Source organism: Kocuria sp. LHG3120, from assembly GCF_049897445.1.
Lineage (GTDB): Bacteria > Actinomycetota > Actinomycetes > Actinomycetales > Micrococcaceae > Kocuria > Kocuria rosea.
Map to the genome: position 1 here is coordinate 310,083 of NZ_JAFCWG010000005.1, position 24,279 is coordinate 334,361.

Consider the following 24,279-nt stretch of genomic DNA (forward strand, 5'->3'; position numbering starts at 1 on the left):
GCTCCCGGCGCGGGCGTGCGGCTCAGGCGGCGGGCAGCAGCTCCGACCGGTCGACGACCTCTAGGCCGTGGGCCTCGCCGACCGAGCGGTGCGTCACGTGCCCGGCCATCGTGTTGAGCCCGGCGGCCAGGGCGGGGTCGGCCGCCAGCGCCGCGGTGACACCCTGGTCGGCCAGGGCCACGGCGTAGCGCAGCGTGACGTTGGTCAGCGCGTAGGTCGAGGTGTTCGGCACCGCGCCGGGCATGTTCGCCACGCAGTAGAAGACGGTGTCGTGCACCGTGAAGACCGGGTCCTGGTGGGTGGTGGGGCGGCTGTCCTCGAAGCACCCGCCCTGGTCCACGGCGATGTCCACCAGGACGCTGCCCGGCTTCATCCGGGCGACCATCTCGTTGGTGACCAGCTTCGGGGCCTTGGCGCCGGGGATCAGCACGGAGCCCACGACGAGGTCCGCCTCGGTCACCGAGCGCTCGATCTCGAACCTGTTCGAGGCGACCGTGCGCAACCGGCCGGCGTACCGGTCGTCGAGCTCGCGCAGGCGGTCCACGTTCACGTCCAGGACGGTGACCTCCGCGCCCAGGCCGACAGCCATCGCCGCGGCGTTGGTGCCGGCCACCCCGGCGCCGATCACGGTGACCTTGGCCGGGCGCACCCCCGGCACCCCGCCCAACAGCACGCCCTTGCCCCCGGCGGGGGCGGTCAGGGCGGCGGCCCCGGCCTGGACGGACAGCCGGCCGGCGACCTCGCTCATGGGGGCCAGCAGGGGCAGCCGCCGGTCGGCGGTCTGGACGGTCTCGTAGGCGATGGCGGTCACCCCGGACTCCAGCAGCGCCGCGGTGAGCTCGGGCTCGGCGGCCAGGTGCAGGTAGGTGAACAGCACCAGGCCCCGCCGGAACCGGTGGTACTCGGAGGCCACGGGCTCCTTGACCTTCAGCACCAGGTCGGCGCGGGCCCACAGCTCGTCGGCGTCGGCCACGAGCTCGGCCCCGGCGGCGGTGTAGTCCTCGTCGGGGATGCCCGAGCCGGTGCCGGCGCCGGCCTCCACGAGAACGCGGTGGCCGTGGGCGACCAGTTCGTGGACCCCGGAGGCGGTGATGGCCACGCGGTGCTCGTTGTTCTTCACTTCACGGGGGACGGAGACGATCATCGGGGTCCTTCTTCCGCAGGAAACGTAGACTGGGTGGAATCAAGCTACGGTTTGCGGCCGTGTCCGTGGGCTTTTTCGCCGATCCTTCGGCAATCGACCGAGAAGTGGCGGAATGATGGACAATGTGAGCCACGACACGCGGCGCCCGTCGCAGGATCTGCGCCCGGCCCCCGAGCTGGACGATCTCGACCGGCGGCTGCTCGCGCTGCTGCGGGAGAACTCCCGGGCGACCAACCAGGCGCTCAGCGAGGCCCTCGGGGTGGCGCCGTCCACCTGTCTGGCCCGGATGAAGGGTCTGCAGCGCTCGGGCGTGATCCGCCGGTTCACGGTCGAGGTGGACCCCCGGGCGCTCGGGAGCACCATCGAGGCTCTCATCAGCGTGCGCCTGCGGCCCGGCGCCCGGCACCTGATGTCCGCGTTCGGTGAGGGGCTGAAGTCGGTGCCGGAGGTGTCCCAGTTCTTCTTCCTGGCGGGCTCGGACGACTTCCTGATCCACGTCACGGCGCGGGACACCGACCACATCCGCCAGTTCGTCCTCGAGCACCTGTCCTCCAACCAGGCGGTGGCGGCCACGCAGACCAGCCTGGTGTTCGAGCACGTCCAGGGGTCCGTGGAGATCTGACCCGGCCCGTCCCTCAGGCGCGCCGGGGCGTCCCGGACGCGGCGCCCTGCGCGCGGGCCCGCACGGCGGCGGCCGCCTCCTCGGCGACGAGGTCCGCGTTGATCGCCGCGGCCGCGCCGACCCCCGCGCCCGCCGCGGAGGAGACCATGGCCGAGAGGTCGCCGGCGTTGCCGGCCGCCCACACCCCGGGGATCCCGGTGGCGCCCATCGGGCCCGTGGCGATGAGCGCCCCGGCCGGGTGGTCGGTCAGGGTGCCGCCGAGCTGCTCGTACAGCTCGGCCCGGGCCGCGAACCGGGGCGCCACGACCAGGGCGTCCACCGGGACCTCCTGCCCGTCGTCGAGGACCACGGCGCGCAGCGCGTCCCCGTCGGTGCGCAGCCGCTGCACGGGCCCCTCGACCACCCGGACCCCGAGGGCGGAGAGCTGCTCCCAGGCCTCGGCGCCGGGGTCGGGCATCCGGTGCGGGAAGAAGGTGATGTCCTCGCTGAGCTGCCGGAACAGCAGCGTCTGGTGGATGCTCATGGGTCCCGCGCCGAGCACGCCGATGCGCCGGCCGCGGACCTCCCAGCCGTGGCAGTAGGGGCAGTGCAGCACGCTCCGCCCCCACAGCTCGGCCACCCCGGGCACGTCGGGCAGCTCGTCGACCAGCCCGGAGGCGAGCAGCAGCCGCCGCGCGCGCAGCACGCCGCCGCCGGCGAGACCGACCGTGAACCCCTCCTCCTCGGCCCGGGCGGTGACGGCGCGGTCCCGGACGATCTCCGCCCCGTACTGCTCCGCCTCCCGCCGGCCGGCGGCCAGCAGCTCGAGCGGCGGGATCCCCTCCCGGCCGAGGAGGTTGTGCGCGCCGCCGGCCGGGGCGTTGCGGGGTTCGCCCGCGTCCACCACGACCACCGAGCGCAGGGAGCGCGCCAGGGCGACGGCGGCGCTCAGGCCGGCCGCGCCGCCTCCGACGACGACGACGTCGTACGCGGAAATGCTGTTCATGGTCCGTGTCCTCTCGTGCTGGTGGTTCATGCCCGGTGCGCCGCCCAGACGATGCGTCCGGCGCGCAGCACCAGGTCCTCCCGGTGCAGGGCCGCGCCGGGGGAGTCCTCGGTGAGCAGGTGCTCGAGGGCGAGCAGGTCGTCGGCGGCCAACCGGCCGGCGAGGACCGGGAGGGCGCGGCGCAGCCAGAGGTCCGCCCAGCGCCCCGTGCCGGGCGGGGCCGGCAGCGCCTCGACGCCGAACCGGCGCCGACCCGCCGGCCGGAAGCCGGCCTTCTCCAGACGGGGTCCCCAGTCGGGCACGGCGTTCCAGTGGGCCCGGGAGAGGACCTCGTGGCAGCGGCGCTCCAGGCCCGGGCGGCCGATCCCGATGTCCTCGGGCAGGAACCGCGGCAGCGCGTCCATCTCCACGACCGCCAGGAGACCGCCGGGGCGCATCCCGGCATGGAGCTCGCGCAGCAGCCGGTCCGGCGCGGCGAGCTCGTGCAGCGAGGAGGCCGCCCAGGCGAGGTCGACCGCCCCGACCTCGGGCCAGGCGGTGTCCAGATCGGCCTGCACCGTGCGGATCCGGTCGGACGGGCCCGGTGCGCCGGCCGCGGCGCGGAGCCGCTCGAGCCTCGGTGCCGACCGGTCGATCGCGACGATCTGCGCCGACGGGAAGCGGCGGGCCAGGAGCCGGCTGCCGGGCCCGGTGCCCGCGCCGATGTCCGCGACCGTGCCCGGCGCGCTGCGGACCTGCTGGGCGACCCAGTCGAGGACCTCCTCCAGCAGCGGGCCCAGGATCTCGGCGTCCAGCTCGAGCAGCTCGGCCAGTCCGTCGTCGTCGTGCTGTGCGAGGTGGGTGTGGTGCCCCGCCGTCGGGTGCGGGGAGTCGTGCGGTGTCATGCCTCCACGGTAGGCGCAAAATGCCTTTGAGGCATACACTCTTGCCCATGACGCAAGAACTCGACCTGGACGCCGTGATTCGCCGCCGTATCCGCGGTCTCCGGCTGGCGCGCGGCTGGTCCCTGGACGCGCTCGCGGCCCGGTGCCACCTCAGCCCGTCCACGCTGAGCCGGCTCGAGACCGGGCACCGCAGGATCGCTCTCGACCAGCTGGTGCCCATCGCCCGGGCGCTCGACACCTCGCTCGACCAGCTCGTCGAGTCCCCCGAGGACGAGGACGTGGTGATCCGCCCGCAGCCCAGCAGCACGCCGGGGCTGACCATGTGGTTGCTGTCCTCCGAGCGGGCCCTGCACGGGATGACCGTGGCCAAGATGCGCATCCTGCCGGGTCCGCCTCCCGCACCGGACCGGCTGGCGGTGCACCCGGGCCGGGACTGGTTCACCGTGCTCTCCGGGACCGCCCGTCTGCACCTGGGCGAGCGGGTCGTGGTGGTCGAGGCCGGTCAGGCGGCGCAGTTCTCCACGATGGTCCCGCACGCCATCGTGGCGCAGGGCGGGCCGGTGGAGATCCTCACCGTGCTCGACCACGACGGCGAGCGCGCCCACCTGCACGCGGACGAGCCTGCCGGCGAGCGGCGGGCGCCGGCGCCGGCCGATCGCCCGGCGCCCGGCCAGGGCGGACTCGACCCGGCCGGGTGAGGTGCGGCCGGGCCGGGGCCGGGCCGGGGCGCCCGGCCGGCGGGCCGCTCGGCTCAGGCGCCCGGTGCCGCCGGCGCCGTCTCGGCGCGCCCCGACCGCCCGCGCCGCGCGGCCGGACCGGCCGGGCCCGGGAACTGCGGGATCAGCGCCACGGACCCCGCGGCGACCAGGGCCACGGCGGCGAAGACGATGAAGTTCCACTGGAACGGCAGGGCCATCGAGCCGATCCAGCCGCCGATGAGCGGGCCCGAGATCGCGCCGATCCGGGCGAAGGACAGGGCCCAGCCGGTGGCGGTGGCCCGGGAGTGGGCGGGGTAGTACTCGGCCACCCAGCCGGTGAGCACCAGCGAGGTGGAGATCGAGCCGATGCCGGCCAGGGCCACGAACACGTAGTTGACCACGATGCTGTTGGGGAACATCAGCAGCAGGATCCCCGCCCCGCCCAGCAGGTAGAAGACCACCAGGATCAGCTTCTTGCCGTAGGCGTCCGCGGCGCGGCCCAGGGCGATGCCGCCGGCGGCGGAGGCGAGGCTGAAGACCACCAGGAACGTCAGGGCCGGGCCGAGCTCGTAGCCGGCCGAGCGCATGATCGAGGGCAGCCACGTGTTGAGGCCGTAGACCAGGACCATGCCGCAGAACAGGGAGACCCAGAAGAACACCGTGGCGGTCAGGTAGCCGCCGGAGAACATCGCCGCCAGGGACTGCTTCCAGCCCACGGACCGCGCCTTCGCCTCCTCGGAGCGCACCGGCGTCCAGTCGCCCTCGACGAACGGGGCCACGTGCAGCCGCTCCGCCAGGCGGGCGGCCTCCTCGCGGCGGCCCTTGCCCATGAGGTACTCGAGGGACTCGGGCAGCAGCCTGGCCACCAGCGGCAGCAGGACCACGGGCAGGAACCCGACGCCGACCACCCAGCGCCAGCCCAGCGTGGGCAGCAGGACGATCGCCACGAGCGCGGCGGCCAGGATGCCGAGGGAGTAGCCGGAGTACATCACGCCGTAGTTGAAGGACCGGCGCCGCGGCGCCGAGTACTCGATGGTCAGGGCCGCGGCCACCGGGATGATCCCGCCCATGCCCAGGCCGCCGAGCAGCCGGAAGAGCCCGAAGACCTCCGGAGTGGGGGCCAGCGCGGCGCCCAGCTGCATGGTGGTGAAGATGGCCATCGAGACCAGCAGCATCCTCCGCCGGCCGATCCGGTCCGAGAGCGTGCCGATGACCATGGCCCCGATGAGCATGCCGACGAGGGCGTAGGAGCCGAGGCCGCCGAGCTCCAGCGGGGTGAGGTCCCACTCCCGGTGCTCCGCGAGGGCGGGCAGCACGGCGCCGAGCACGCCGACGTCGTACCCCTCGGCCAGGATCGCGAGCCAGCAGGCGAGCAGCACCCGGTTGGTGGTCCTCGGCGGGACGGGCCACGCGGCGGTGGTGGGACTGGTCATGCGGGGAAGTCCTTCGAAAGGCGGCGGGACGCCGGGGCGCCGGGCGGGGCGCGGGCGCTCGCCGGGGTGACCGGGACCCCTCGATTCTAGGGAACGCCCGGGGCGGGACGGTGGCGCCGGACGGGTGGCGGGGCCGGTGCGAATAATTGCCGTCCCCGCCCGGTTGTACAGTCGAACAGGCGCCGCCCGCTCGAGGGCGCGCCGTCCCCGCCTCGATCCAGGACCGTGAGATGACCTGTGCCCTGCCGTCCGTCCGGACGCCCCCGACCGTCCCGCCCGTCTCCGCCGGGGGCGACGACGACGCCCGCTGCCTCGGGGTGGACATCGGCGGAACGACCATCAAGTACGCGGTGGTGGACCCGGTCCGCGGCACCATCGTGGGCCCGGTGGGCCGGGTGCCCACGCCCGCGCCGGCCACCCCGGCCGCGGTGGTGGCCGTCCTGCGCGGGGTCCTGGAGAAGCTGGAGCGCGCGCCCGGGCCGGGCGGGCCCCTGGCCGGGGTCGGCGTGGGCGTCCCGGCGATCATCGACCACGGCATCGCCCGCTCCGCCGCCCACCTCGACGACTCCTGGATCGGCACGGACGCCCGGGAGCTGCTCGCCGCCGGACTGGGGCGTGAGGTCGCGGTGCTCAACGACGCCGACGCCGCCGGGCTGGCCGAGGTGCGCTTCGGCGCCGCCCGGGGCGCGACCGGGACGGTGCTGGTGATCACGCTGGGCACCGGGATCGGCTCGGCGCTGTTCCTGGACGGGGAGCTGATCCCCAACAGCGAGTTCGGCCACGTGTGGCTGGACGGCCGGGACGTGGACGGCTGGGCCGGCGCCTCCGCCCGGATGGAGGAGGCCCTGGACTGGCCGACCTACACGGACCGGCTCCAGCGCTACCTGTCCCACCTCGAGCGCCTGATCTCCCCGGATCTCATCGTCCTCGGCGGAGGCATCAGCGAACGGCACCAGGAGTTCCTGCCGCACCTGCGGCTGCGCGCCCGCGTGGCCCCCGCGCAGCTGCGCAACGCCGCCGGCATCGTCGGCGCCGGCCGCCAGGCCCACCTCGGAGCCGTGCGGGCGTCCGGCCTCGTCGGCAGCCGCTGAGCCGGATCGGGGGCATCAGCCCCTGGTGTGCTCCGGCATCGGGGGAGCCTCATCGGGCCGCCGGGTGGTCTCCCGTGCGGTTTTCCGGGCGTCCAGCGGGCCGGTGCCCGCGGCGGTGGACCGCCGTTCCGGCAGCGCGCCGGGCCGCCCCCGGTCCTGCTGCTCCAGCCGGCAGAGCGCGGCGTTGTTCATGTTGATCGTGATCACGGCATCGACCCCTCGTAGCTCATGTCAGTGAATGTAGGCGCGCGGCGGGGCCGCGCCGCAGACATCGGGGCGTTCCGTGCGTCACACTCGGCTGTGCCGTCTGTCCGCCCAGGTCAGAAGGGGGTCACGCGCTCGGGAACTGTGACTCTGTGACGCCCGGCGACGCCCGGGGCGCCGGAGTCTGCAAGTTCGTGCACCGCGGCCGGCGGGCCGTGGACCGATGCGAAGGACTCTTCCCCTGTGTGACGTGGCTCTCTATCATGGGAAGGGACAGCGTGGTCGAGCACACCCGCCCGGCACCGGGACCTTCTGCAGCTCCCGATGCGCTCGCACGACTGGAGATCCCCGCCATGAGCCTTTCCGAACTGACCCCTGTTCCCGACGACACGGGATCCCTCGACGTCCTCCCCGGCATCGGCGTGGGTCCGGTGGTCGACCCGATCTCGTCCATCACCGTCTCCCACGTGGCGCGCTACCGGATGCGCACCGACCGCGCGGGGCTGAACCTGCGGGCGGGCGAGATGGTGCTGTGCGCGCCCTACGACCCGGTCGAGCTGGGCATGGTCGTCCTGGTGCGCTGCGAGGCTGACGGGTACAGCCCGGGCGCCCTGGTCCCGGCGTCCGACGTCGAGTACCTCGAACCGGCCGGGCCGTCCTTCGGCCCGTTCGTCTGGGGCACTCCCGGCGTCCGCGGCTGAACGTCGCGTCCCGCCCGACTGCCGCCGCGCCCGTCCTCGGGCCCGCGGCGGGGCAGGTCTCCGGCTAGGCCTCGGTGAGGGCGTCCGCCTTGTGGGTCGCGCGGGCCCCGGAGCTGTCGGACTCCACGATGTAGTGCGGATCGTCCGTGCTCGCGCGGTACGTGCGTCCGTCGAGCTCGAAGTCCTCGGTCTTCTTCTCGACGATCTTCCCCTCGGTCCTGCCCTGCGGAGTGTTCCACGTGACCCTGGTGCCCTTGCTCAGGCCCATCCGCTGCTCCTCTGCTCGTCCCCGGTGCGTGTGCGCCCCCGGGGGCGCCGCCGGCCAGGGTGCCTGCCGTGCACGGTGCCCAGCCTACGGAGCGCTCCGCGCCCCGGCCAGCGCGCCGCGGGCGTCCCGCGCGTCGTCGCCGGCAACCCGCTCCTCCTCGTCGTCGACGCGCGGCGCGGCGGGCTCGTCGGCGGTGACCACGAAGCGGCCCTCGGCGAGGGCCTCCGGCTCGACGTCCTGCTCGATCGTGGTGGCCAGCGGCTCCTCGGCGACGAAGCACAGCACGGCGGCCGCCAGCAGGCCCAGGGGCATGATCCACAGGTAGATGGGCGTCAGGGCGTCGTTGTAGGAGGTCACGATCGGGTCCTGCAGCGCCTGCGGCAGGGACGCGACCACGGCGGGGGTGAGCGAGTTGGCCCCGCCGGCGCCGCCCTCGAGCGCGGCCGCCGGGACGCGCTCGGCCATCAGCTCGGCCAGCCGGCTCGCGAAGACGCTGCCGACCACTCCCGAGCCGAGGGTGGCGCCGATCTGGCGGAAGAAGTTGTTCGCCGCGGTGGCCGTGCCGACCTGGCGCAGGGGGAAGGTGTTCTGCACGATCAGCACGAGCACCTGCATGGACAGGCCCAGACCCAGGCCGAGGACCGCGATGTAGAGGCACACGTGCCACACCCCCTGCTCGGAGGTCAGGGTGGCGAGCAGCCCCATGGCGGCGGCCACGATCACGCTGCCGGCCACCGGCAGCCACTTGTAGCGCCCGGTCCGGCTCACGGCCTGACCGGCGAGCACCGAGGTGACGAGCATCGTGCCCATCATCGGCACCATCAGCAGCCCGGACCGGGTGGCGTCGACGCCGAAGACCATCTGCAGGTAGGTGGGCAGGTAGCCGAGGGCCCCGAACATCGCCACGCCGGTGAGCAGACCGGCGAGGGTGGTGAGGACGAAGTTGCGCTCGCGGAACAGGTGCATCGGGATGATGGGCTCGGCGGTGCGCCGCTCCACGGCCACGAACGCCGCGGCGGCCACGAGCGTCCCGGCGATCAGCCCGAGGATCACGGGGTCGGTCCAGGCGTACTTGCCGCCGCCCCAGGTGGCGAACAGGACCAGGCAGGTCGTGGCCACGGCCAGCAGCACCATGCCGCCGATGTCCAGGCGCGGCCGGCCGCTGTGCCGGGGCAGCTTGAGGAACAGGACGGCCCCGGCCAGTGCGAGCAGCCCGAGCGGGATGTTGATCCAGAAGACCCAGCGCCAGCCGGGGCCCTCGGTGAAGAAGCCGCCGAGCAGCGGGCCGGCCACCGAGGACACCGCGAACACCCCGCCCATGACGCCCATGTACTTGCCGCGCTCCCGGGCCGGGACCACGTCGGCGATCGCGGCCTGGGAGAGGATGATCAGCCCGCCGCCGCCGAGGCCCTGGATCGCGCGGGCCGTGATGAGGACCTCGATGGTGCCGGCGAGCGCGCCGACCACGGAGCCGGCCATGAACACCAGGATCGCGCCCAGGAGCAGGGGCTTGCGACCCATCAGGTCCCCGAGCTTGCCGTACACGGGCATCATGATCGTCGAGGCCAGGATGTAGGCCGTGATCACCCACAGCATCTCGTCGACCCCGTTGAGCTCGCCCACGATCGTGGGCAGCGCCGTGCTGAGGACGGTCTGGTTCAGCGCGGCCAGCAGCATGGAGAGCATCAGGCCGACGAAGAGCAGCGCGAGGTGCCGGGAGCCGGAGCCCGGTTCGGCGCGGTGGGCGGGAGCGCGGGTCATGCGAGCTTCTCCTGGAGACGGTGGAGGAGGGAGAGCGCCGACTCGTGGTCCTCGGTCGGCAGGCCGTGCGCCGGGGAGTAGCTCTCGGCGGTGATGGCGAAGCGCAGCGGGACGCCGCCGAGCAGGACCAGCATCCGGGCGACCTCGTCCACGCGGTGCTCCCCGATCCCGGCCGACCACGCGGGGTCCCGGGCCAGCAGCTCCGCGAGGGTGTGGCGCACCAGGGCCTCGGCCTCGAGCATCAGCTCGTGCCGGCGGCGGCCCAGGCTCGGGTGGTCCAGCAGCAGCCTCCGGCGCCGCTCGGCGTCCCGTCCCGCGTAGGCGCTGCGGGAGACGGCCAGCAGCAGGCGCGAGACCTGACCCAGCAGGTCGTGCTCGAGGGCGAAGCCATCCAGCAGCTCCGGGTCCAGCGAAGGGGCCCGCATGCCCAGGACCGCGTCCTCCTTGGCGGGGAAGTAGTTGAAGAAGGTCCGCGGGGAGACGCCGGCCGCCGCGGCCACGGCCTCCACCGTGGTGCCCTCGACCCCGTGCTGCACCGCGAGGGCGGCGGCCGCCTCGTGGATCGCGGACCAGGTCTCGGCCTTCTTGCGGGCGCGCAGGGTGGGAGGGAGGTCGGCATTCATGCCCAAATTTTTGCACTTCTGCAAGTTTTGCACAACTGCAATATCTGCCCGGCCCGCCCGGCGGCGCCGGGCGGGCCCTCCGGCTCAGTCCTTCAGCGGGTCGTGGCCCCAGTTCATCAGGGAGTAGCGCCACCGGGTCTCGCGCACGTCCCCGTCGGGGCGCTGGGCCAGGTGGCGGTGGACGTAGCCGACCACCTTGCGCATGTGCTCGTGGTCGGCCTCGGTGCGCTCGCCCTTCGGCTTCTGCAGGATCTCCACGATCCGCCGCCCGGAGCGGTGGCCCACCGACTCCCCGCCGTCGCCCTGGCCCACCGAGGTGGACTCGTCGGTGTCCAGCCACGTCGACAGCTGCTTTGCGGTCATGTTGACGGCCTCGTCGAAGTCCTTGCCGGTGGTGTCGTCCTGCTCGCCCATGCCCTGCTCCTCGCTCTCGGACCGGGCGGCCGCCGTGTCGCCGCGCGCCCTCGGTGCCCGGGCACCCCGGGCACGAGGCCCAACCTACCGGCGGACCGGGGTGCCGGCGAGCAGTCGCCGGTGTCGAGCGCGGTGCCGCCGGCGGGCGGGTGCGGACGCCGCACCGGGCCGGGGCTACGCCGCGACGCCCACCTGGATCAGGGTGTTCCAGGGGTCCTCGAAGCGCAGCACGGCGCCGTCGTGCCGGGTGGGGATCCGGTGGTCCGCGAGCCGGGACGCCAGAGCCGCGACGTCGTCGGCGTCCGGCAGGTCGATGTTGACCTGGCCGAGCCCCAGCGACGCCGCACGCGGGCCGGCCCCGGCGCTCTGCCAGGTGTTGAGCGCGATGTGGTGGTGGTAGCCGCCGGCGGCGATGAACAGGGCGGAGCCGATGTCGCTCATCACCTCGAAGCCCAGGACGTCCACGTAGAACTGCCGGCCCAGCGGGATGTCACCCACCTGCAGGTGCACATGTCCCAGGGTGGCCGGCGGCGCCGGGGGCCGCCCGCCCTGCTCGGCCAGGTGCTCCTGCAGGAACCCGTTCGGGTCCAGTGGGTTGGAGGCCAGCGTCAGCAGGCCGGTGGGCTCCCGCCGCCACGTCTCGCGGGGACGGTCCGTGTAGAGCTCCACCCCGTTGCCCTCGGGGTCGTCGAAGTAGAAGGCCTGGCTGTAGAGGTGGTCGGCGCTGCCGGTGAAGGAGCGGGGCGCCACAGTCGCCACGGACGCGAGCGCCGCGGCCAGGGCCGGCTCGTCGTCGAAGACCACCGCGGTGTGGAACAGGCCGGCCTGCCCGCGGCGGGCCGGCGGGAGCTCCTTGACCTGGCGCAGCCGCACGACCGTCCGGCCGTCCCGGCCCAGGACCGCGGTGTCCCCGGCGTGGGTGAGCACGTCGAGGGTGACGGCGTCCGAGTAGTAGGCGACCATCGTGTCCAGGTCGGAGACCAGCAGCTCCACCGCGCCCATCCGGGTGTCCGCGGACAGCAGGTCCTCGGCGGGGCGCTTCGTCAGGCTCTGGGGAGCGGGGTTCTGGGGAAAGATCGGCATCGCGGGGTTCTCCGTCGGCAGGGGCGGCGCACTGGTTGATATGTCCCCAAGAATAGCCCCAGAAGCTTTCCTGTGCAAGTAAATGGTGGTGCGGTGGGCTCAGAGGATGAAGATCAGAGCGGCGATCACCGCCAGGATGCCCAGGAAGACGAACCCCCACGCCTTGAGGTTGTCGGAGTCGTCCTCCACGGGTTCGGCCGGGCGCGGCGGCCACCCGCCGGGGCCGGGCCCGAACACCGGCCCGGAGGCGCCATGGGCGCCGGCGCCCGGTGCTCCGGGCTGCTGGTCCCCGGGGCCGTACCCGGGGGTGCCGTATCCCGGACCGCCCGGGCCGGGTGCCCCGGGTCCGGGGTACTGGCCCGGAAGCGGCCCTGGCGGCGGCGGGGCCGGGCTCGCGGGGCTCACCCCCCACTGGGGGTTCTCGGGCGAGCCCGCCGGAGGGGCGCCGGGCGGGGGCGTGGCAGGGCGGACGTCACCGTCCGCGGCCGGGCCGACCGCGGAGGAGGACCCCGCGGTCGGACCCGGCGCCGGTGGAGCCGCCGGCGGCAGGGTCTCGCCCGAGAGCACGGGCCCGTCCTCGCGGTGGCCCCGCTCCGCCTCGTTCAGCAGGGTCACGAACTGCTCGAGCGGCTCGGACCCGTCGTGCTCCCTGGCCAGGAAGCGCTCGGCGCGGCGGCGCACCACCTTGTAGACGCGCCCGTCGTCGGGGATGCCCAGGTCCCGGGCGGCCCGCGCCACGGCCAGCGGGGGCTGCTCCGGCAGGGGGTTGGTGCCCCACTCCAGGAGCCCGGTCAGCAGCGGGCGCTCGAGCACGGCAGTCAGGGCCGCCCGGGCGCCCGGCACCCGGGTCAGCTCCAGCAGCCCGCTCGGCGGCGCGGACGGGCACCCCGGCACGTCGCTGGGCAGCCGGGCGGCGCGCTCCAGCCAGAAGGTGTCGCCGAAGAGGGTGGCGAGCAGCACGGCGGCGGCGAGCCGGTCGTCGCTCGGGGCGGCGTCCTCCGGGAGGCCCTGCTCCCAGTGCGTGCCGAGGGCGCGGCGGGCGGGCTCACCGGCCAGCCGGACGCGCAGCTGCGCGTCCTCCGGGCCGCGGGCGGTCTCCGCGGGGCGCTCCACCGCGTGCCGCACCTGGGGGTCGAGCTCGGGGTCCATGGGCCACCTCTCCGTCGTCGTCCTGCGTCCATGCTCTCAGAACGTGCTGGACGGCGGCGGGGAGCCGACGGTGAGGCGGGCGGGGGGCCGCCCCGGGCTCAGGCGGGGAGCAGACCGCGCAGCTGCCCGGCGGCGGTGCGGGGATCGGGGGCCTCGGTGACGGCGCGGACGACGACGACGCCGCGCGCCCCGGCCTCCAGCACCTGCGGGAGCCGCGTCTCGTCGATGCCGCCGATGGCGAACCACGGCACGGGCAGGACCTCCGGGTCCGCGTCCAGCCGGGCCTCCGTCAGCTCGGCGACCGCGCGGACGAACTCCAGCCCGGTGGCCGGGCGCCCCGGCTTGGTGGGCGTGGCCCAGACGGGGCCGGTGCAGAAGTAGTCGACGTCCGAATCCTCCAGCGCCGCCGTGGCCTGTCCGAGGTCGTGGGTGGAGCGCCCGATCAGCACGTCGGGGCCCAGGAGCCGCCGGGCCTGGGCGGGGCTGAGGTCGTGCTGGCCCACGTGGAAGACGTCGGCGCCCACGAGCGCGGCGATGTCGGCGCGGTCGTTGACCGCGAACAGGGTGTCGTACTCGGCGGCCACCCGGCCCAGCAGCTCCAGCGCGGCGATCTCCTCGTCCGCGTCGATGCTCTTGTCCCGCAACTGGACGACGTCAGCGCCGCCGGCACAGACGGCGTGCAGGAAGTCCTCGAGGTCGCCCCGGTCCCGGCGGGCGTCCGTGCACACGTACAGCCGGGCGGCGAGGAGTCTGGCCGTCCGGGTCTCTCGCAGGGAGGACTCGGCGGGGGCGGAGGCATCACGGGTAGGCTGGGTCACACGCTGATGATAGGTCAGCGGTTCTGCGGGAGCCCCACCGGGGGCTGAGAGGGCGTCCAGCGCCGACCGCCACACCTGATGCGGGTCATGCCGCCGGAGGAAAGGACGTTCCCTGTGACTGCCGCGCACCCCGCCCCCACGACCGCGCCCCACCCGCTGGTCGACCGGCCCGAGCACGTCCGCGCCGACGTCGCCGTCGTCGGCGCCGGGGTGATCGGCCTGGCCACCGCCTGGGAGCTGCGCCGCCGCGGCCGCTCGGTGGTCGTGGTGGACCCCGAGCCGGGCTCCGGCGCCAGCCGCGCCGCGGCCGGGATGCTCGCCCCGGTGAGCGAGGTCCAGTACCAGCAGGAGCCCCTGTACCCCCTCATGACCGCCTCGGCCGCCGAGTACCCGGCGTTCGTGGCCGCCCTCGAGCAGGCCGCCGGCGGGACGGTGGGCCACCGGGCCACCGAGACCCTCGTGTGCGGCGTGGACGCCGCCGACCGGCAGGCCCTGACGGACCTCCGCGCGCTGCAGGGCCGCCACGGCATGACGGTGGAGGCGCTGACCCTGCGCGCCGCCCGCACCCTCGAGCCGGCCCTGAGCCCGCGGCTGTCCGCCGCGTTCCGGATCCCCGACGACCACCAGGTGGACCCGCGCCGCCTCGTGGCCGGGCTGCTCGCGGCCCTCGTCGCCCCGGAGCTCCCCGACCTCCCGGAGCCCGCCGGGCTCCCGGCCGCGCGCGACGGCGGACCGGCCCGCCTCGTCCACGACCTCGCCACGGGGCTGCGCCGCAACGCCGAGGGAGCGGCGACCGGCGTCCGCCTGGCCGGCGGCGGGATGGTCTCCGCGACCTGGACGGTCCTCGCTCCCGGCGCCGGGCTCGGCGAGCTCGACGGGCTGCCGGAGGACTGGCACCCGCCGCTGCGGCCGGTGCACGGGGACATCCTGCGCGCCCGGGTCCCCGCCGGGGCGCCGGAGCTGCTCGGGCGCACCGTCCGCGGTCTGGTGCACGGGGTGCCCGTCTACCTGGTGCCCCGCGCCGACGGGACCGTGGTGATCGGGGCGACCTCCCGCGAGGACGACCTGACCGGTCCCAGCGCCGGCGGCGTGTTCCGGCTGCTGCGCGACGCCCAGGCGCTCGTGCCCGGCATCGCCGACCTCGAGCTGGTCGAGGTGCTGGCCCGCGCCCGGCCCGGCACCCCGGACGACATCCCCTACCTCGGCCGGGTCCGCGACCCGGACGGCTCGCCGGTGCCGGGGCTCGTGGTCTCCACCGGCTACTTCCGCCACGGCGTCCTGCTCGCCCCGCTGGCCGCCCGGCTCGCCGCGCAGCTGGTGGCCGGCGGGACCGGAGCCGATCCGGCCGCCGACGCCGAGCACCTCGCCACCACCGACCCGCACCGCTTCGACCGCCCCGTCGAGGCCCGTCCAGGGGATCCCGCGCCGGCCGCCGCCGGGCCCGGGCCCCGGAGCAGGAGCACCCGATGACCGCCATCACCCTCAACGGCCGCCCGCGCCAAGTGGCGGCGGAGGCGACCGTCGTCGACCTCGTCGCCGAGACCGTCGGCCGCCCCCTGGGCCCCGACGGCGCCCCGCTGGACGGCGGGCGCCTCGGCGTGGCCGTGGCCGTGGACGCCGCGGTCGTGCCCCGCAGCCGCTGGCGGCGGACCCCCGTGGCGGAGGGCCAGTCCATCGAGATCATCACCGCCGTCCAGGGAGGCTGACGTGACCGCCCCGCACCCCGACCCCCTCGTGCTCGACGGCATCGAGCTGAGCTCCCGGCTGATCATGGGCACCGGCGGCCTGAGCTCGCTGCACACCCTGGAACAGGCGCTGCTGGCCTCCGGCACCGAGCTGACCACCGTGGCCCTGCGCCGCTACGCCCCCGGCCAGGGCGACTCCCTCTTCGCGCTGCTCGAGCGCAACGACATCCGGATCCTGCCCAACACCGCCGGGTGCTACACCGCCCGGGACGCGCTGCTGACCGCCGAGCTCGGCCGGGAGGCCCTCGAGACCGACTGGGTCAAGCTCGAGGTCATCGCGGACGAGGACACGCTGCTGCCCGACGTGGTGGAGCTCCTCGACGCCACCGAGCAGCTCGTGGCCCGCGGCTTCAAGGTCTTCGCCTACACCTCCGACGACCCGGCCGTCGCACGCCGCCTCGAGGATCTGGGCGCGGCCGCGGTGATGCCCCTGGGCGCCCCCATCGGCACCGGGCTGGGCATCCTCAACCCGCACAACATCGAGCTCATCGCCTCCCGGGCGTCCGTGCCCGTGGTGCTCGACGCCGGGATCGGCACCGCCTCCGAGGCCGCCCTGGCCATGGAGCTGGGCTGCGACGCCGTGCTGCTGGCCAGCGCCGTCACCCGCGCCCAGGACCCGGTGGCGATGGCCACCGCCATGCGCCACGCCGTGCTCGCCGGCCGGCTCGCCGCCGGTGCCGGGCGCATCCCGGCCCGCCGCCACGCCCACGCGTCCTCGCCGATGGCCGGGCGGATCGACACGGACGCCGCCGGTGCCGGGCCGTCCGCCGGCCCCTCAGCCGGCCCGGCGGACGTGCCGCGCGGGGACTGGGCGCCCGTGGGGGAGCGGCCGTGAGCCCGCTGCCCCCGCTCGTGGAGCCCGGCCCCGAACTGACCCGCGAGGAGCTCGAGCGCTACGCCCGGCACCTGACCCTGCCCGGGATCGGGACCCGCGGCCAGCGGCGGCTGCGGAACGCCCGCGTGCTCGTCGTCGGCGCCGGGGGGCTCGGGTCCCCGGCCCTGCAGTACCTCGCCGCGGCGGGGATCGGGACCCTCGGGATCGTCGACGACGACGTGGTGGCGGTCTCCAACCTGCAGCGCCAGGTGGTGCACACGACCGCCGACGTCGGCCGTCCCAAGTCCGTCTCCGCCGCCGAGGCCGTCACCGCGCTCAACCCGCTGGTGGAGGTCCGCACCCACCCCGTCCGGCTGGACGCGGACAACGCCGTGGACATCCTCGGCGGGTACGACCTGGTCCTGGACGGCGCGGACAACTTCGCGACCCGCTACGTGGTCAGCGACGCCGCCGCCCTGACCGGCACGCCTTGCGTGTGGGGCTCCATCCTGCGCTTCGAGGGGCAGGTCAGCGTCTTCTGGGCCGGGCACGGGCCCACCTACCGGGACCTCTACCCCGAGGCCCCGCCGGACGGCGAGGTGCCCAGCTGCGCCGAGGGCGGGGTCTTCGGCATGCTCCCCGCCACCGTCGGCGCGGTCATGGTCACCGAGGCCGTCAAGCTCGTCACCGGCACCGGGGAGCCCCTGCTCGGGCGGGTGCTGCTGCACGACGCGCTCGCGATGACCTGGCGCGAGATGCGGCTCACCCCGGATCCCGACGCCGCCCCGGTCACCGCGGTGGCCCAGCCCGCCGCGGTCTGCGCGCTGCCCGGCGCGGACGCCTCCGAGACCGTCGGGTCGGCCGAGCTGGCCCGGCTGCTCGAGCGCCGGGAGCGCGGGGAGGCGTCCTTCGCCCTGGTGGACGTGCGCGAGGACTGGGAGCGGGAGCTCGTGGCCATCGACGGCGCCGTGCCCGTCCCGCTGCAGGAGATCCTCGACCGCGGCGCGGACGCCCTGCCCCCGGAGGCCCGTGGCACGGACCTCGTGCTGCACTGCAAGGCCGGGGCCCGCTCCGCGACCGCGCTCGCCGCGCTGCGCTCCTTCTACGCCGGGCGGGAGGAGCGGGTCCGCCACCTCGAGGGCGGGGTGCTCGCCTGGGCGGCACAGGTGGACCCGGACCAGCCGGTCTACTGATCCGGTCTCCTGCGGCACACCGCTACACCACCGCGGAGGACGTGACCTTCTGTGACGCCGTCGTGACATTCCATGACGTGCGCCCGTCATCCGGTTGGTCCCGGACCGGGCGGTCTGATGCCATGGCAAGCGCCCCATTCAGAGCGGCTGAGAGATCTGGCTCGACGACGCCGCAGCAACCCGCCCTCCACCGGGGTCAGGGTGCTAATGCCAGAACCGATGGAGATCCCGGATCTGCAGTCGGTCCGTGACGTCAGCCTCCGGCGCTGCCGCCACCGGGCCCGCCCCCGGCGCGACCGGCCGACCGGCAATCCTCGGTGCGACCGAGAGGACCCCCGCATGACCCCGAGCACGGTCGAGGAGACCACCGCCCATCCCCGCGCCGGCACGGACCTCGCCGCCGGCCTGCCCGGGGACTACGCCGGGCTGCGGGAGCACTTCCGGCCGCTGTTCGCGGAGATCGCCGCCGGCGCCCTGGACCGGGACCTCCGGCGCGCGCTGCCCTACGCGGAGGTCGGCCGGCTGGACCGGGCCGGGTTCGGTGCCCTGCGCGTCCCGGCGGCCCACGGCGGCCCCGGGGTCAGCCTCGAGGACTTCACCCGGCTGCTGGTCGACCTGGCCGAGGCCGACTCCAACATCGCCCACCTCTACCGCTCCCACCACGGCTTCGTGGAGTCCCTGCGCTTCCTGCCCCGGGAGCTCCAGGAGGTCTGGTACCCGCGGGTGCTGGCCGGAGCCACCGTCGGCAACGCCTCCACGGAGAAGGGCGGCAACGCGCTGGGCACCCTGAACACCGTGCTGAGCCGGACCGCCGAGGGCTGGGAGCTCACCGGCCGGAAGTTCTACGCCACCGGCTCCGTCTTCTGCGACTACACCCGCGTCTCGGCCGCCCTGGACGGCCGCGACGGGCGGCGCTTCGCCGTCGTCGCCACGGACGCCGAGGGCGTGACGCTCGAGGACGACTGGGACGGCTTCGGGCAGAAGCTCACCGGCACCGGCACCGCGGTCTTCGAGCGGGTGCGCGTCCCGGAGGACGCCGTGCTGGACCGCACCGCCGGCAGCGCGGAGGCCGTCCACGAGGCCGCCTTCTTCCAGCTCGTGCTGCTGGCCGTGCTGGCCGGCATCGCCCGGGCGGCCCGGCGGGACGCGGTGGAGACCATCGCCGGACGCCGGCGGACCTTCAACACCGGGCTCGGCCTGCCGTTCCGCGACGACCCGCTGATCCAGGAGGCCACCGGGCGGATCTCCGCCAAGGCCTTCGCCGCCGAGGCCACCGTCCTGCACGCCGCCCGCGCCCTGGACGCCGGGATCGCCGCCGCCGCAGCGGCCGGCGCCGACCGGCCGGACTTCACCGGGGCCCTCCCGGCGGCGCTGCACGAGTCCGAGATCGCCGTGGAGCACGCCCAGGTCACCGTGCCGGAGCTGGCGCTCGGCGCGGCCCAGGACCTGTTCCTCACCGTGGGCGCCTCCGCCACGTCCACGGCCAAGGGCCTGGACCGGCACTGGCGCAACGCCCAGACCGTGGCCACCCACAACCCGATCGCCTTCCGCGCCCGAGCCCTCGGCGACTACCTCATCAACGGCACCCTGCCGGAGGGCCTGAACGCCATCGGCGACGCGAGGACCGGCGCCACGACCGACGCCACGACCGACGCCGCGACCGATGCCACGACCGATGCCACGACCGACGCCGACCGAACCCCAGGAGCCTGACGCATGAGCACCACGACCACGGCCGCCCCGGGCCGCAGCAGCATCGTCCACGGCAAGAAGCGCGTCCTGGCCTCGGCCTTCGCCGGGACCACCATCGAGTGGTACGACTTCTACCTCTACGGCACCGCCGCCGCACTCGTCTTCAACGTCCAGTTCTTCCCCATGGCCACCGAGCTCGGCGGTATCGTGGCGTCCTTCGCCACGCTCGCGGTCGGGGTGATCGCCCGGCCCCTGGGCGGGATCATCGCCGGGCACCTGGGGGACCGGATCGGCCGCAAGGCCCTGCTGGTGGCCTCCCTGCTGCTCATGGGCGTGGCCTCCACCCTGATCGGCCTGCTGCCCACCTACGAGGTGATCGGCTGGTGGGCCGTCGTCGGGCTCGTGGTCCTGCGCATCCTCCAGGGCCTGTCCGCGGGTGCCGAGTGGGGCGGCTCCGCGCTGCTGAGCGTGGAGCACTCACCGGCCCGGCACCGCGGGTTCTTCGGGTCCTTCACCCAGATCGGCTCCTCCGCCGGCATGCTGCTGGCCACCGGCGCGTTCTTCATCGTGCAGAACGTCATGAGCGAGGAGCAGTTCGCCGCCTACGGCTGGCGCATCCCCTTCCTGCTCTCGGCCCTGCTCGTGGCGGTGGGCCTGTGGATCCGCCTCGGCGTGGCCGACGCCCCGGAGTTCCTGGAGCACCGGGCCTCGGGGAACGTGGCCAAGGCCCCCCTGCGGGAGCTGCTGGTCCACCACCGCCGCCCGGTGCTGGTGACGATCGGCCTGCGCCTGGCCCAGAACGCCGTCTACTACCTGGTGACGGTCTACATGCTGACCTACCTGCGGGACGTGCGCGGGGACAGCGCCGCGGGCGTGACCGCGGTGATGATCGCCTCGGCCATCGGCCTGTTCTCCACCCCGTTCTGGGCCTGGCTCTCCGACCGGGTGGGCCGCAAGGTCGTCTCGGTGACCGCCTACGCGGCGATCGGCGTCTTCGGCTGGGTGCTGTTCGCCTTCCTCGAGGTCGGCCCGCTCGCCCTGCTGCCGCTCGTGGTGATCCTCGGCATCAACCTCGTCCACGACGCGATCTACGGACCGCAGGCGGCCTGGTTCGCCGAACAGTTCCCCGTGCACGTGCGGTACTCGGGCGTGAGCTTCGGCTACCAGGTCGGCACCGTCCTGGGCGGCGGGCTGATGCCGATGATCGCCGCCCTGCTCTTCGCCGCCGGCGGGGACACCCCGTGGCTGATCGCCGGCTACCTCTCCGTGCTGGCCGTGCTCTCCGTCGTCGCCGCCCTGGCCGCGAAGGATCCCGCCCGGGACCAGCGCGGCACCGAACTCACCGATCTGCACGCCGGCCGGACCGCGGCCGCCCCGGCCCTCGCGACCCCCGCCGCCGCGAGCGCCACCCGGACCACCCCCGAGAGGACCACCGTATGAGCCGCCCCCTGCTGCTGAACGCCTTCGACATGATGGTGCCCGTGCACCAGTCACCGGGACTGTGGCGCCACCCGGAGGCCGGGGTCGCCGGCTTCGACACGCTCGAGTACTGGACGTCGCTGGCCCGCACCCTCGAGGAGGGCGGCTTCACCGCGCTGTTCCTGGCGGACGTCCCCGGCGTCTACGACGTGTACGGCGGCGGGGCAGAGGCCACGGCCCGCGGGGGAGTGCAGTACCCGGTGCTCGACCCGCTCGTCGCGGTGCCGGCGATGGCCGCGGCCACCGAGCGGCTCGGCTTCGGGGTGACCGCCTCGGTGACCTACGAGGCCCCCTACCTGCTGGCCCGCACCTTCGCGACCCTCGACCACTTCACCCGCGGGCGGGTGGCGTGGAACGTGGTGACCTCCTACCAGGACTCCGCCGCCCGCAACCTGGGCATGGACCGGCAGATCCCGCACGACGAGCGCTACGACCGCGCCGACGAGTACATGGAGGTCATGTACAAGCTCCTCGAGGGCTCCTTCGAGCCGGGGGCGGTGAAGGCGGACGCCGGCACCGGGGTCTTCGTGGACCCGGAGCTCGTGCACCCCATCGGCCACGAGGGCACCTGGTTCTCCGTGCCCGGCCAGGCGCTGACCCACCCCGGACCCCAGGGCACCCCGTTCCTGTTCCAGGCCGGCGCCTCGAAGCGCGGACAGCAGTTCGCCGTGGACCACGCCGAGGCCATCTTCTTCATCGGCAACACCCCGCAGCTCGTGCGCCGGTGGACCGACGGCGTCCGGGCCGAACTGGCCGCGCAGGGACGGGCCGAGGACGCCGTGAAGACCTTCGCCATGGCCACCGTGGTGGTCGCCGAGACCGACGACGAGGCCCACGCCAGGCTCGACGGATACCGCCGGCACGTGGACATCGAGGGAGCGCTGTCCCTGTTCGGCGGCTGGACCGGCGTCGATCTGGCCGGGGCGGACCCCGACGCGCCGCTCGAGTACGTGGCCACCGACGCCAACCAGTCCGCGCTCGCGGCGTTCACGTCGCTGTCCCCGGACCGGACCTGGACGGTGCGGGACCTGGCCGAGTTCGTGGCCATCGGCGGCCGCGGGCCCGTCATCGCCGGGGCGCCCGGCACCGTGGCGGACGAGCTCGAGCGCTGGCGCGAGGAGGCCGGCGTGGACGGCTTCAACATCTCGGCGGCCGTGCGGCCGGCGGACCTGGAGCGGTTCACCACGATGGTTTCGCCGGAGCTGCGGCGCCGCGGCCTGCTGCCGGAGCCCGGGGCCCTCCCCGCCGGCAGAACGCTGCGCGAGGCGCTGGCCGGCGCCGGGCCGAGGCTGGCCGACGACCACCGCGGGGCCTCCTACCGCCGGTGACCGCCGGGCCGTCGGGGCACCCCGCTCGACGGATCCGGTGGTCGGCCGCCGTCCCGAGTCCCCGGCACGAAGCGCCCCTGCCCGGGAGAGGGCAGGGGCGCTTCGCCGCGCCGAGGCGCAGAAGGCGACCCCCGACCGCCGGGGAACGGATCATGGGGGTCACTGCACCGGCGTGGGGGCCGGTGCTACCCGAAAAGTACCAGACGGTAATATCGCGGTGCACAATCCTGTGCAGATGCATGAATCTTGTTCCTCGGGGCGCCTCCCGACGTCCGACCCTCATTTCTCCCGGCTCATGCTGCGACGACTGGAGGCGCGGGCCATCAGGTGCCATCGGAGCGGGGAACGAGGCGCCACGGATGTGTGCACACATGGTCCACTAGAAGCCCCGGAGGATCACGTTCCAGTAGTGCCGGGGGAGGACCTCGAGGTCGAAGAACCAGGAGGCGCGTTTCGGGGCCAGCAGCGGCACGCCGGGGATGCTGGGCGCCAGTTCGTTGTCCCGGTCGAACTCGGCTAACACGGCCCGGCCCCGCTGCACCGTCACGGGGGTCACGGTGTACCCGTCGTAGGAGGCCGTGGGATCCCGGCCGTCACGGGCGGCCAGGAGGTTCTCGGTGAGGATCTTCGTCTGGTGGCGCAGTGCCCCGCCGGACGAGGCGGTCCCCAGCGCGGCAGCGTCCCCGCAGGCCCACACGGTGGGCACACGGCGGTGGCGCAGGGTCTGCGCATCCACGTCCGCGTAGCCGGCCCAAGCGGCGCCCGGGCCCGGCGCGACGCCCAGTCCCGCGTCGGCGATCCAGGCCGGGGCCCGGTGGGCGGGGCTGTGGTGCAGCAGGTCGTAGGACAGATCCCGCGGCGTCCCGTCGACCGTGGCCCGCAGTCGGCGGGAGCCGGCCTCGATCGACTGCACGTGGGCGCTCGTCAGGACCGTGATGCCGTAGCGCCGGACCCAGGGCATCAGCACCCGGTCCACGTCCGGCTGGCCGAACACGGTGGCGGTGGGCGTCAGCAGGGTCACCTCGATGTCCTGCAGAACACCCTGGCGCTGCCAGTAGTCGCAGGCCAGGTAGAGGATCTTCTGCCCGATCTGCGGCGTGGGCGCCGGGCCGTCCGGGATCGTGAACAGCGCCCGGCCGCGGCGCAGCCCGCGGATCGGCTCCCAGGTCCTGGGGGCCAGCTCCACGGTGTAGTTGGTCGAGGCGTGCGGGCCGGCCATCGCCTCGGCACTGCCGGGGACACGGTCCCAGTCCGGGGTGGAGCCCGCGCAGATCACGACGTCCCGGTAGCCGATGTGCTCGCCGGAGGACAGCGTGGCCGTCCGTGCCGCCGGATCCAGTGCCTGGACACGGTCCTGGATCCATCGCACGCCGCGAGGCATGACGCGGTGCTGGGCGCGGGACATCTGGGGCACGGTCTTCAGTCCGGCGCCCACGTAGGAGAGCAGCGGCCGGTAGTGGTGCGTGGACTTCGGCTCTGCGATCACGATGTCCGTGATGCCCTTGCGGCGCAGTCGTGCGGCCAGGGAGATCCCGGCATTGCCGCCGCCGATCACGAGGACGTCAGCGGCGTGATCCGAGGGTGCAGTGGTCATCGTGACTCCGTGGGACGAGGATGGCTCCACGGCCCCGATCGGGGCCGCCCGACCATTCGACCACGAGCCGCGGCGCCCACGCCCGGGCGGTGGGCATCCGAGGATTGAGAGGTTCCCTGGATGTCGATGTCGAGGAACTTGCCGGTCAGGGCGGCTGATCGCCGGAGCGAGGTCGGTGCCTGTTCCGCCAAGCGTCCGGATGAAGCGGCGTCCTTCTGCCGAATATGAATGGCGGCGCACCCTGTCCGGTGGGGAGGCATTCTGCGCATAGATTCTCGGACCATCGCTCACTGACAAAGTTGGGCAGCACTCGGGCCGTCTCATCGTCACTGAGCTGCTCCGGACGGTGCCCCGCGGGTTCGTCATTCCGGTTGGGGTGGCCGAAGAACTCACCGCACCGCCACGCAGCGGTCTCAGCGTGCCCCTTCAACTGAAAGCACCCTCCCTGAAGGCTGTGCGGTCCCTCGCCGTGCACGGCCACCGGCCACCGGAGACGCCCGGCTTCACCGAGCAGCGTGGCCGGCTTCCCAGGGCTGGCGACTGTTGAACCTGTACT

The 24,279-nt window shown here is 74.4% G+C and carries 24 protein-coding genes and 2 riboswitches; of the genes, 11 read left to right on the forward strand and 13 right to left on the reverse strand.

The window, feature by feature from the left end; genetic code table 11:
* Window positions 1–22: 22 nt before the first annotated feature.
* Window positions 23–1,144: an alanine dehydrogenase gene (gene ald, locus ACP7CD_RS12280; protein ID WP_095650705.1), complete on the reverse strand. Its 1,122-nt coding sequence runs from the start codon at window positions 1,142–1,144 to the stop codon at window positions 23–25.
* 115 nt (window positions 1,145–1,259) lie between these two features.
* On the opposite strand from ald, the gene ACP7CD_RS12285 reads away from it, so the two are divergent.
* Window positions 1,260–1,766, forward strand: a complete 507-nt coding sequence (locus tag ACP7CD_RS12285) for an Lrp/AsnC family transcriptional regulator (protein ID WP_095650738.1) — start codon at window positions 1,260–1,262, stop codon at window positions 1,764–1,766.
* A 13-nt stretch (window positions 1,767–1,779) separates the two neighbouring features.
* Here ACP7CD_RS12285 and ACP7CD_RS12290 read toward each other — a convergent pair whose 3' ends face one another.
* Together ACP7CD_RS12290 and ACP7CD_RS12295 are read right to left on the reverse strand one after the other, a co-directional pair.
* Complete coding sequence (locus ACP7CD_RS12290) at window positions 1,780–2,751, reverse strand: NAD(P)/FAD-dependent oxidoreductase (protein WP_426120285.1); 972 nt, start codon at window positions 2,749–2,751, stop codon at window positions 1,780–1,782.
* A 26-nt stretch (window positions 2,752–2,777) separates the two neighbouring features.
* Entirely contained in the window at window positions 2,778–3,635 is an 858-nt protein-coding gene (locus ACP7CD_RS12295) for a methyltransferase domain-containing protein (protein ID WP_426120286.1), read from the reverse strand.
* Window positions 3,636–3,682: 47 nt separating this feature from the next.
* Here ACP7CD_RS12295 and ACP7CD_RS12300 point away from each other — a divergent pair, with 47 nt between their 5' ends.
* Window positions 3,683–4,333 (forward strand): helix-turn-helix domain-containing protein, encoded by a 651-nt coding sequence (locus ACP7CD_RS12300; protein WP_426120287.1) that lies wholly within the window; start codon window positions 3,683–3,685, stop codon window positions 4,331–4,333.
* A gap of 53 nt (window positions 4,334–4,386) precedes the next feature.
* Here the strand turns inward: ACP7CD_RS12300 and ACP7CD_RS12305 are convergent, their stop codons facing one another.
* On the reverse strand, window positions 4,387–5,766 hold the full coding sequence (locus ACP7CD_RS12305) for an MFS transporter (RefSeq protein WP_144836592.1): 1,380 nt from the start codon (window positions 5,764–5,766) through the stop codon (window positions 4,387–4,389).
* Between the two features lie 230 nt (window positions 5,767–5,996).
* Here ACP7CD_RS12305 and ppgK point away from each other — a divergent pair, with 230 nt between their 5' ends.
* Window positions 5,997–6,857 carry a polyphosphate--glucose phosphotransferase gene (gene ppgK, locus ACP7CD_RS12310; RefSeq protein WP_426120288.1) on the forward strand — a complete coding sequence of 287 codons (861 nt, stop codon included), beginning with the start codon at window positions 5,997–5,999 and terminating at the stop codon, window positions 6,855–6,857.
* 15 nt (window positions 6,858–6,872) lie between these two features.
* Here ppgK and ACP7CD_RS12315 read toward each other — a convergent pair whose 3' ends face one another.
* Entirely contained in the window at window positions 6,873–7,064 is a 192-nt protein-coding gene (locus ACP7CD_RS12315; RefSeq protein ID WP_229588601.1) for a hypothetical protein, read from the reverse strand.
* A gap of 350 nt (window positions 7,065–7,414) precedes the next feature.
* On the opposite strand from ACP7CD_RS12315, the gene ACP7CD_RS12320 reads away from it, so the two are divergent.
* The gene (locus ACP7CD_RS12320; protein ID WP_426120289.1) at window positions 7,415–7,762 is read left to right on the forward strand and encodes a hypothetical protein; all 348 of its coding nucleotides are present in this window, start codon (window positions 7,415–7,417) and stop codon (window positions 7,760–7,762) included.
* A 64-nt stretch (window positions 7,763–7,826) separates the two neighbouring features.
* Here the strand turns inward: ACP7CD_RS12320 and ACP7CD_RS12325 are convergent, their stop codons facing one another.
* The 7 genes from ACP7CD_RS12325 to thiE form a co-directional block, all read right to left on the reverse strand.
* A complete protein-coding gene (locus ACP7CD_RS12325) occupies window positions 7,827–8,030 on the reverse strand; it encodes a DUF2945 domain-containing protein (RefSeq protein WP_126346822.1) in 204 nt (67 codons plus the stop codon).
* Window positions 8,031–8,114: 84 nt separating this feature from the next.
* Window positions 8,115–9,791 carry an MDR family MFS transporter gene (locus tag ACP7CD_RS12330; protein WP_426120290.1) on the reverse strand — a complete coding sequence of 559 codons (1,677 nt, stop codon included), beginning with the start codon at window positions 9,789–9,791 and terminating at the stop codon, window positions 8,115–8,117.
* Complete coding sequence (locus ACP7CD_RS12335) at window positions 9,788–10,414, reverse strand: TetR family transcriptional regulator (RefSeq protein ID WP_426120291.1); 627 nt, start codon at window positions 10,412–10,414, stop codon at window positions 9,788–9,790. Before ACP7CD_RS12335 ends, ACP7CD_RS12330 begins: the two co-directional genes overlap by 4 nt.
* 84 nt (window positions 10,415–10,498) lie before the next feature.
* Complete coding sequence (locus ACP7CD_RS12340; RefSeq protein ID WP_035929510.1) at window positions 10,499–10,828, reverse strand: DUF3140 domain-containing protein; 330 nt, start codon at window positions 10,826–10,828, stop codon at window positions 10,499–10,501.
* A 174-nt stretch (window positions 10,829–11,002) separates the two neighbouring features.
* Complete coding sequence (locus ACP7CD_RS12345; protein WP_426120292.1) at window positions 11,003–11,911, reverse strand: VOC family protein; 909 nt, start codon at window positions 11,909–11,911, stop codon at window positions 11,003–11,005.
* Between the two features lie 99 nt (window positions 11,912–12,010).
* Window positions 12,011–13,060 carry a hypothetical protein gene (locus ACP7CD_RS12350; RefSeq protein WP_426120293.1) on the reverse strand — a complete coding sequence of 350 codons (1,050 nt, stop codon included), beginning with the start codon at window positions 13,058–13,060 and terminating at the stop codon, window positions 12,011–12,013.
* A 98-nt stretch (window positions 13,061–13,158) separates the two neighbouring features.
* Complete coding sequence (gene thiE / locus ACP7CD_RS12355) at window positions 13,159–13,878, reverse strand: thiamine phosphate synthase (protein WP_419720437.1); 720 nt, start codon at window positions 13,876–13,878, stop codon at window positions 13,159–13,161.
* Window positions 13,879–13,893: 15 nt separating this feature from the next.
* Window positions 13,894–13,997: riboswitch (TPP riboswitch) on the forward strand.
* Between thiE and ACP7CD_RS12360 the strand changes: the two genes are divergently transcribed.
* The 7 genes from ACP7CD_RS12360 (at window position 13,993) to ACP7CD_RS12390 (ending at window position 22,129) form a co-directional block, all read left to right on the forward strand.
* A complete protein-coding gene (locus ACP7CD_RS12360; protein WP_176337182.1) occupies window positions 13,993–15,348 on the forward strand; it encodes an FAD-dependent oxidoreductase in 1,356 nt (451 codons plus the stop codon). Its footprint overlaps the riboswitch before it by 5 nt.
* Entirely contained in the window at window positions 15,345–15,584 is a 240-nt protein-coding gene (gene thiS / locus ACP7CD_RS12365; protein WP_035929497.1) for a sulfur carrier protein ThiS, read from the forward strand. Before ACP7CD_RS12360 ends, thiS begins: the two co-directional genes overlap by 4 nt.
* Window position 15,585: 1 nt before the next feature.
* Complete coding sequence (locus tag ACP7CD_RS12370) at window positions 15,586–16,458, forward strand: thiazole synthase (protein ID WP_109222940.1); 873 nt, start codon at window positions 15,586–15,588, stop codon at window positions 16,456–16,458.
* Entirely contained in the window at window positions 16,455–17,630 is a 1,176-nt protein-coding gene (gene moeB / locus ACP7CD_RS12375; protein WP_426120294.1) for a molybdopterin-synthase adenylyltransferase MoeB, read from the forward strand. The genes ACP7CD_RS12370 and moeB overlap by 4 nt, the downstream gene beginning before the upstream one ends.
* Before the next feature lie 131 nt (window positions 17,631–17,761).
* Window positions 17,762–17,856, forward strand: a riboswitch (SAM riboswitch).
* Window positions 17,857–17,969: 113 nt separating this feature from the next.
* On the forward strand, window positions 17,970–19,343 hold the full coding sequence (locus ACP7CD_RS12380; RefSeq protein ID WP_336650177.1) for an acyl-CoA dehydrogenase family protein: 1,374 nt from the start codon (window positions 17,970–17,972) through the stop codon (window positions 19,341–19,343).
* Window positions 19,344–19,346: 3 nt separating this feature from the next.
* Window positions 19,347–20,762: an MFS transporter gene (locus ACP7CD_RS12385; protein WP_109222938.1), complete on the forward strand. Its 1,416-nt coding sequence runs from the start codon at window positions 19,347–19,349 to the stop codon at window positions 20,760–20,762.
* Window positions 20,759–22,129 (forward strand): LLM class flavin-dependent oxidoreductase, encoded by a 1,371-nt coding sequence (locus ACP7CD_RS12390; protein WP_426120295.1) that lies wholly within the window; start codon window positions 20,759–20,761, stop codon window positions 22,127–22,129. The genes ACP7CD_RS12385 and ACP7CD_RS12390 overlap by 4 nt, the downstream gene beginning before the upstream one ends.
* A 379-nt stretch (window positions 22,130–22,508) precedes the next feature.
* Here the strand turns inward: ACP7CD_RS12390 and ACP7CD_RS12395 are convergent, their stop codons facing one another.
* Window positions 22,509–23,723 (reverse strand): NAD(P)/FAD-dependent oxidoreductase, encoded by a 1,215-nt coding sequence (locus ACP7CD_RS12395; RefSeq protein WP_095650728.1) that lies wholly within the window; start codon window positions 23,721–23,723, stop codon window positions 22,509–22,511.
* Window positions 23,724–24,279 lie beyond the last annotated feature (556 nt).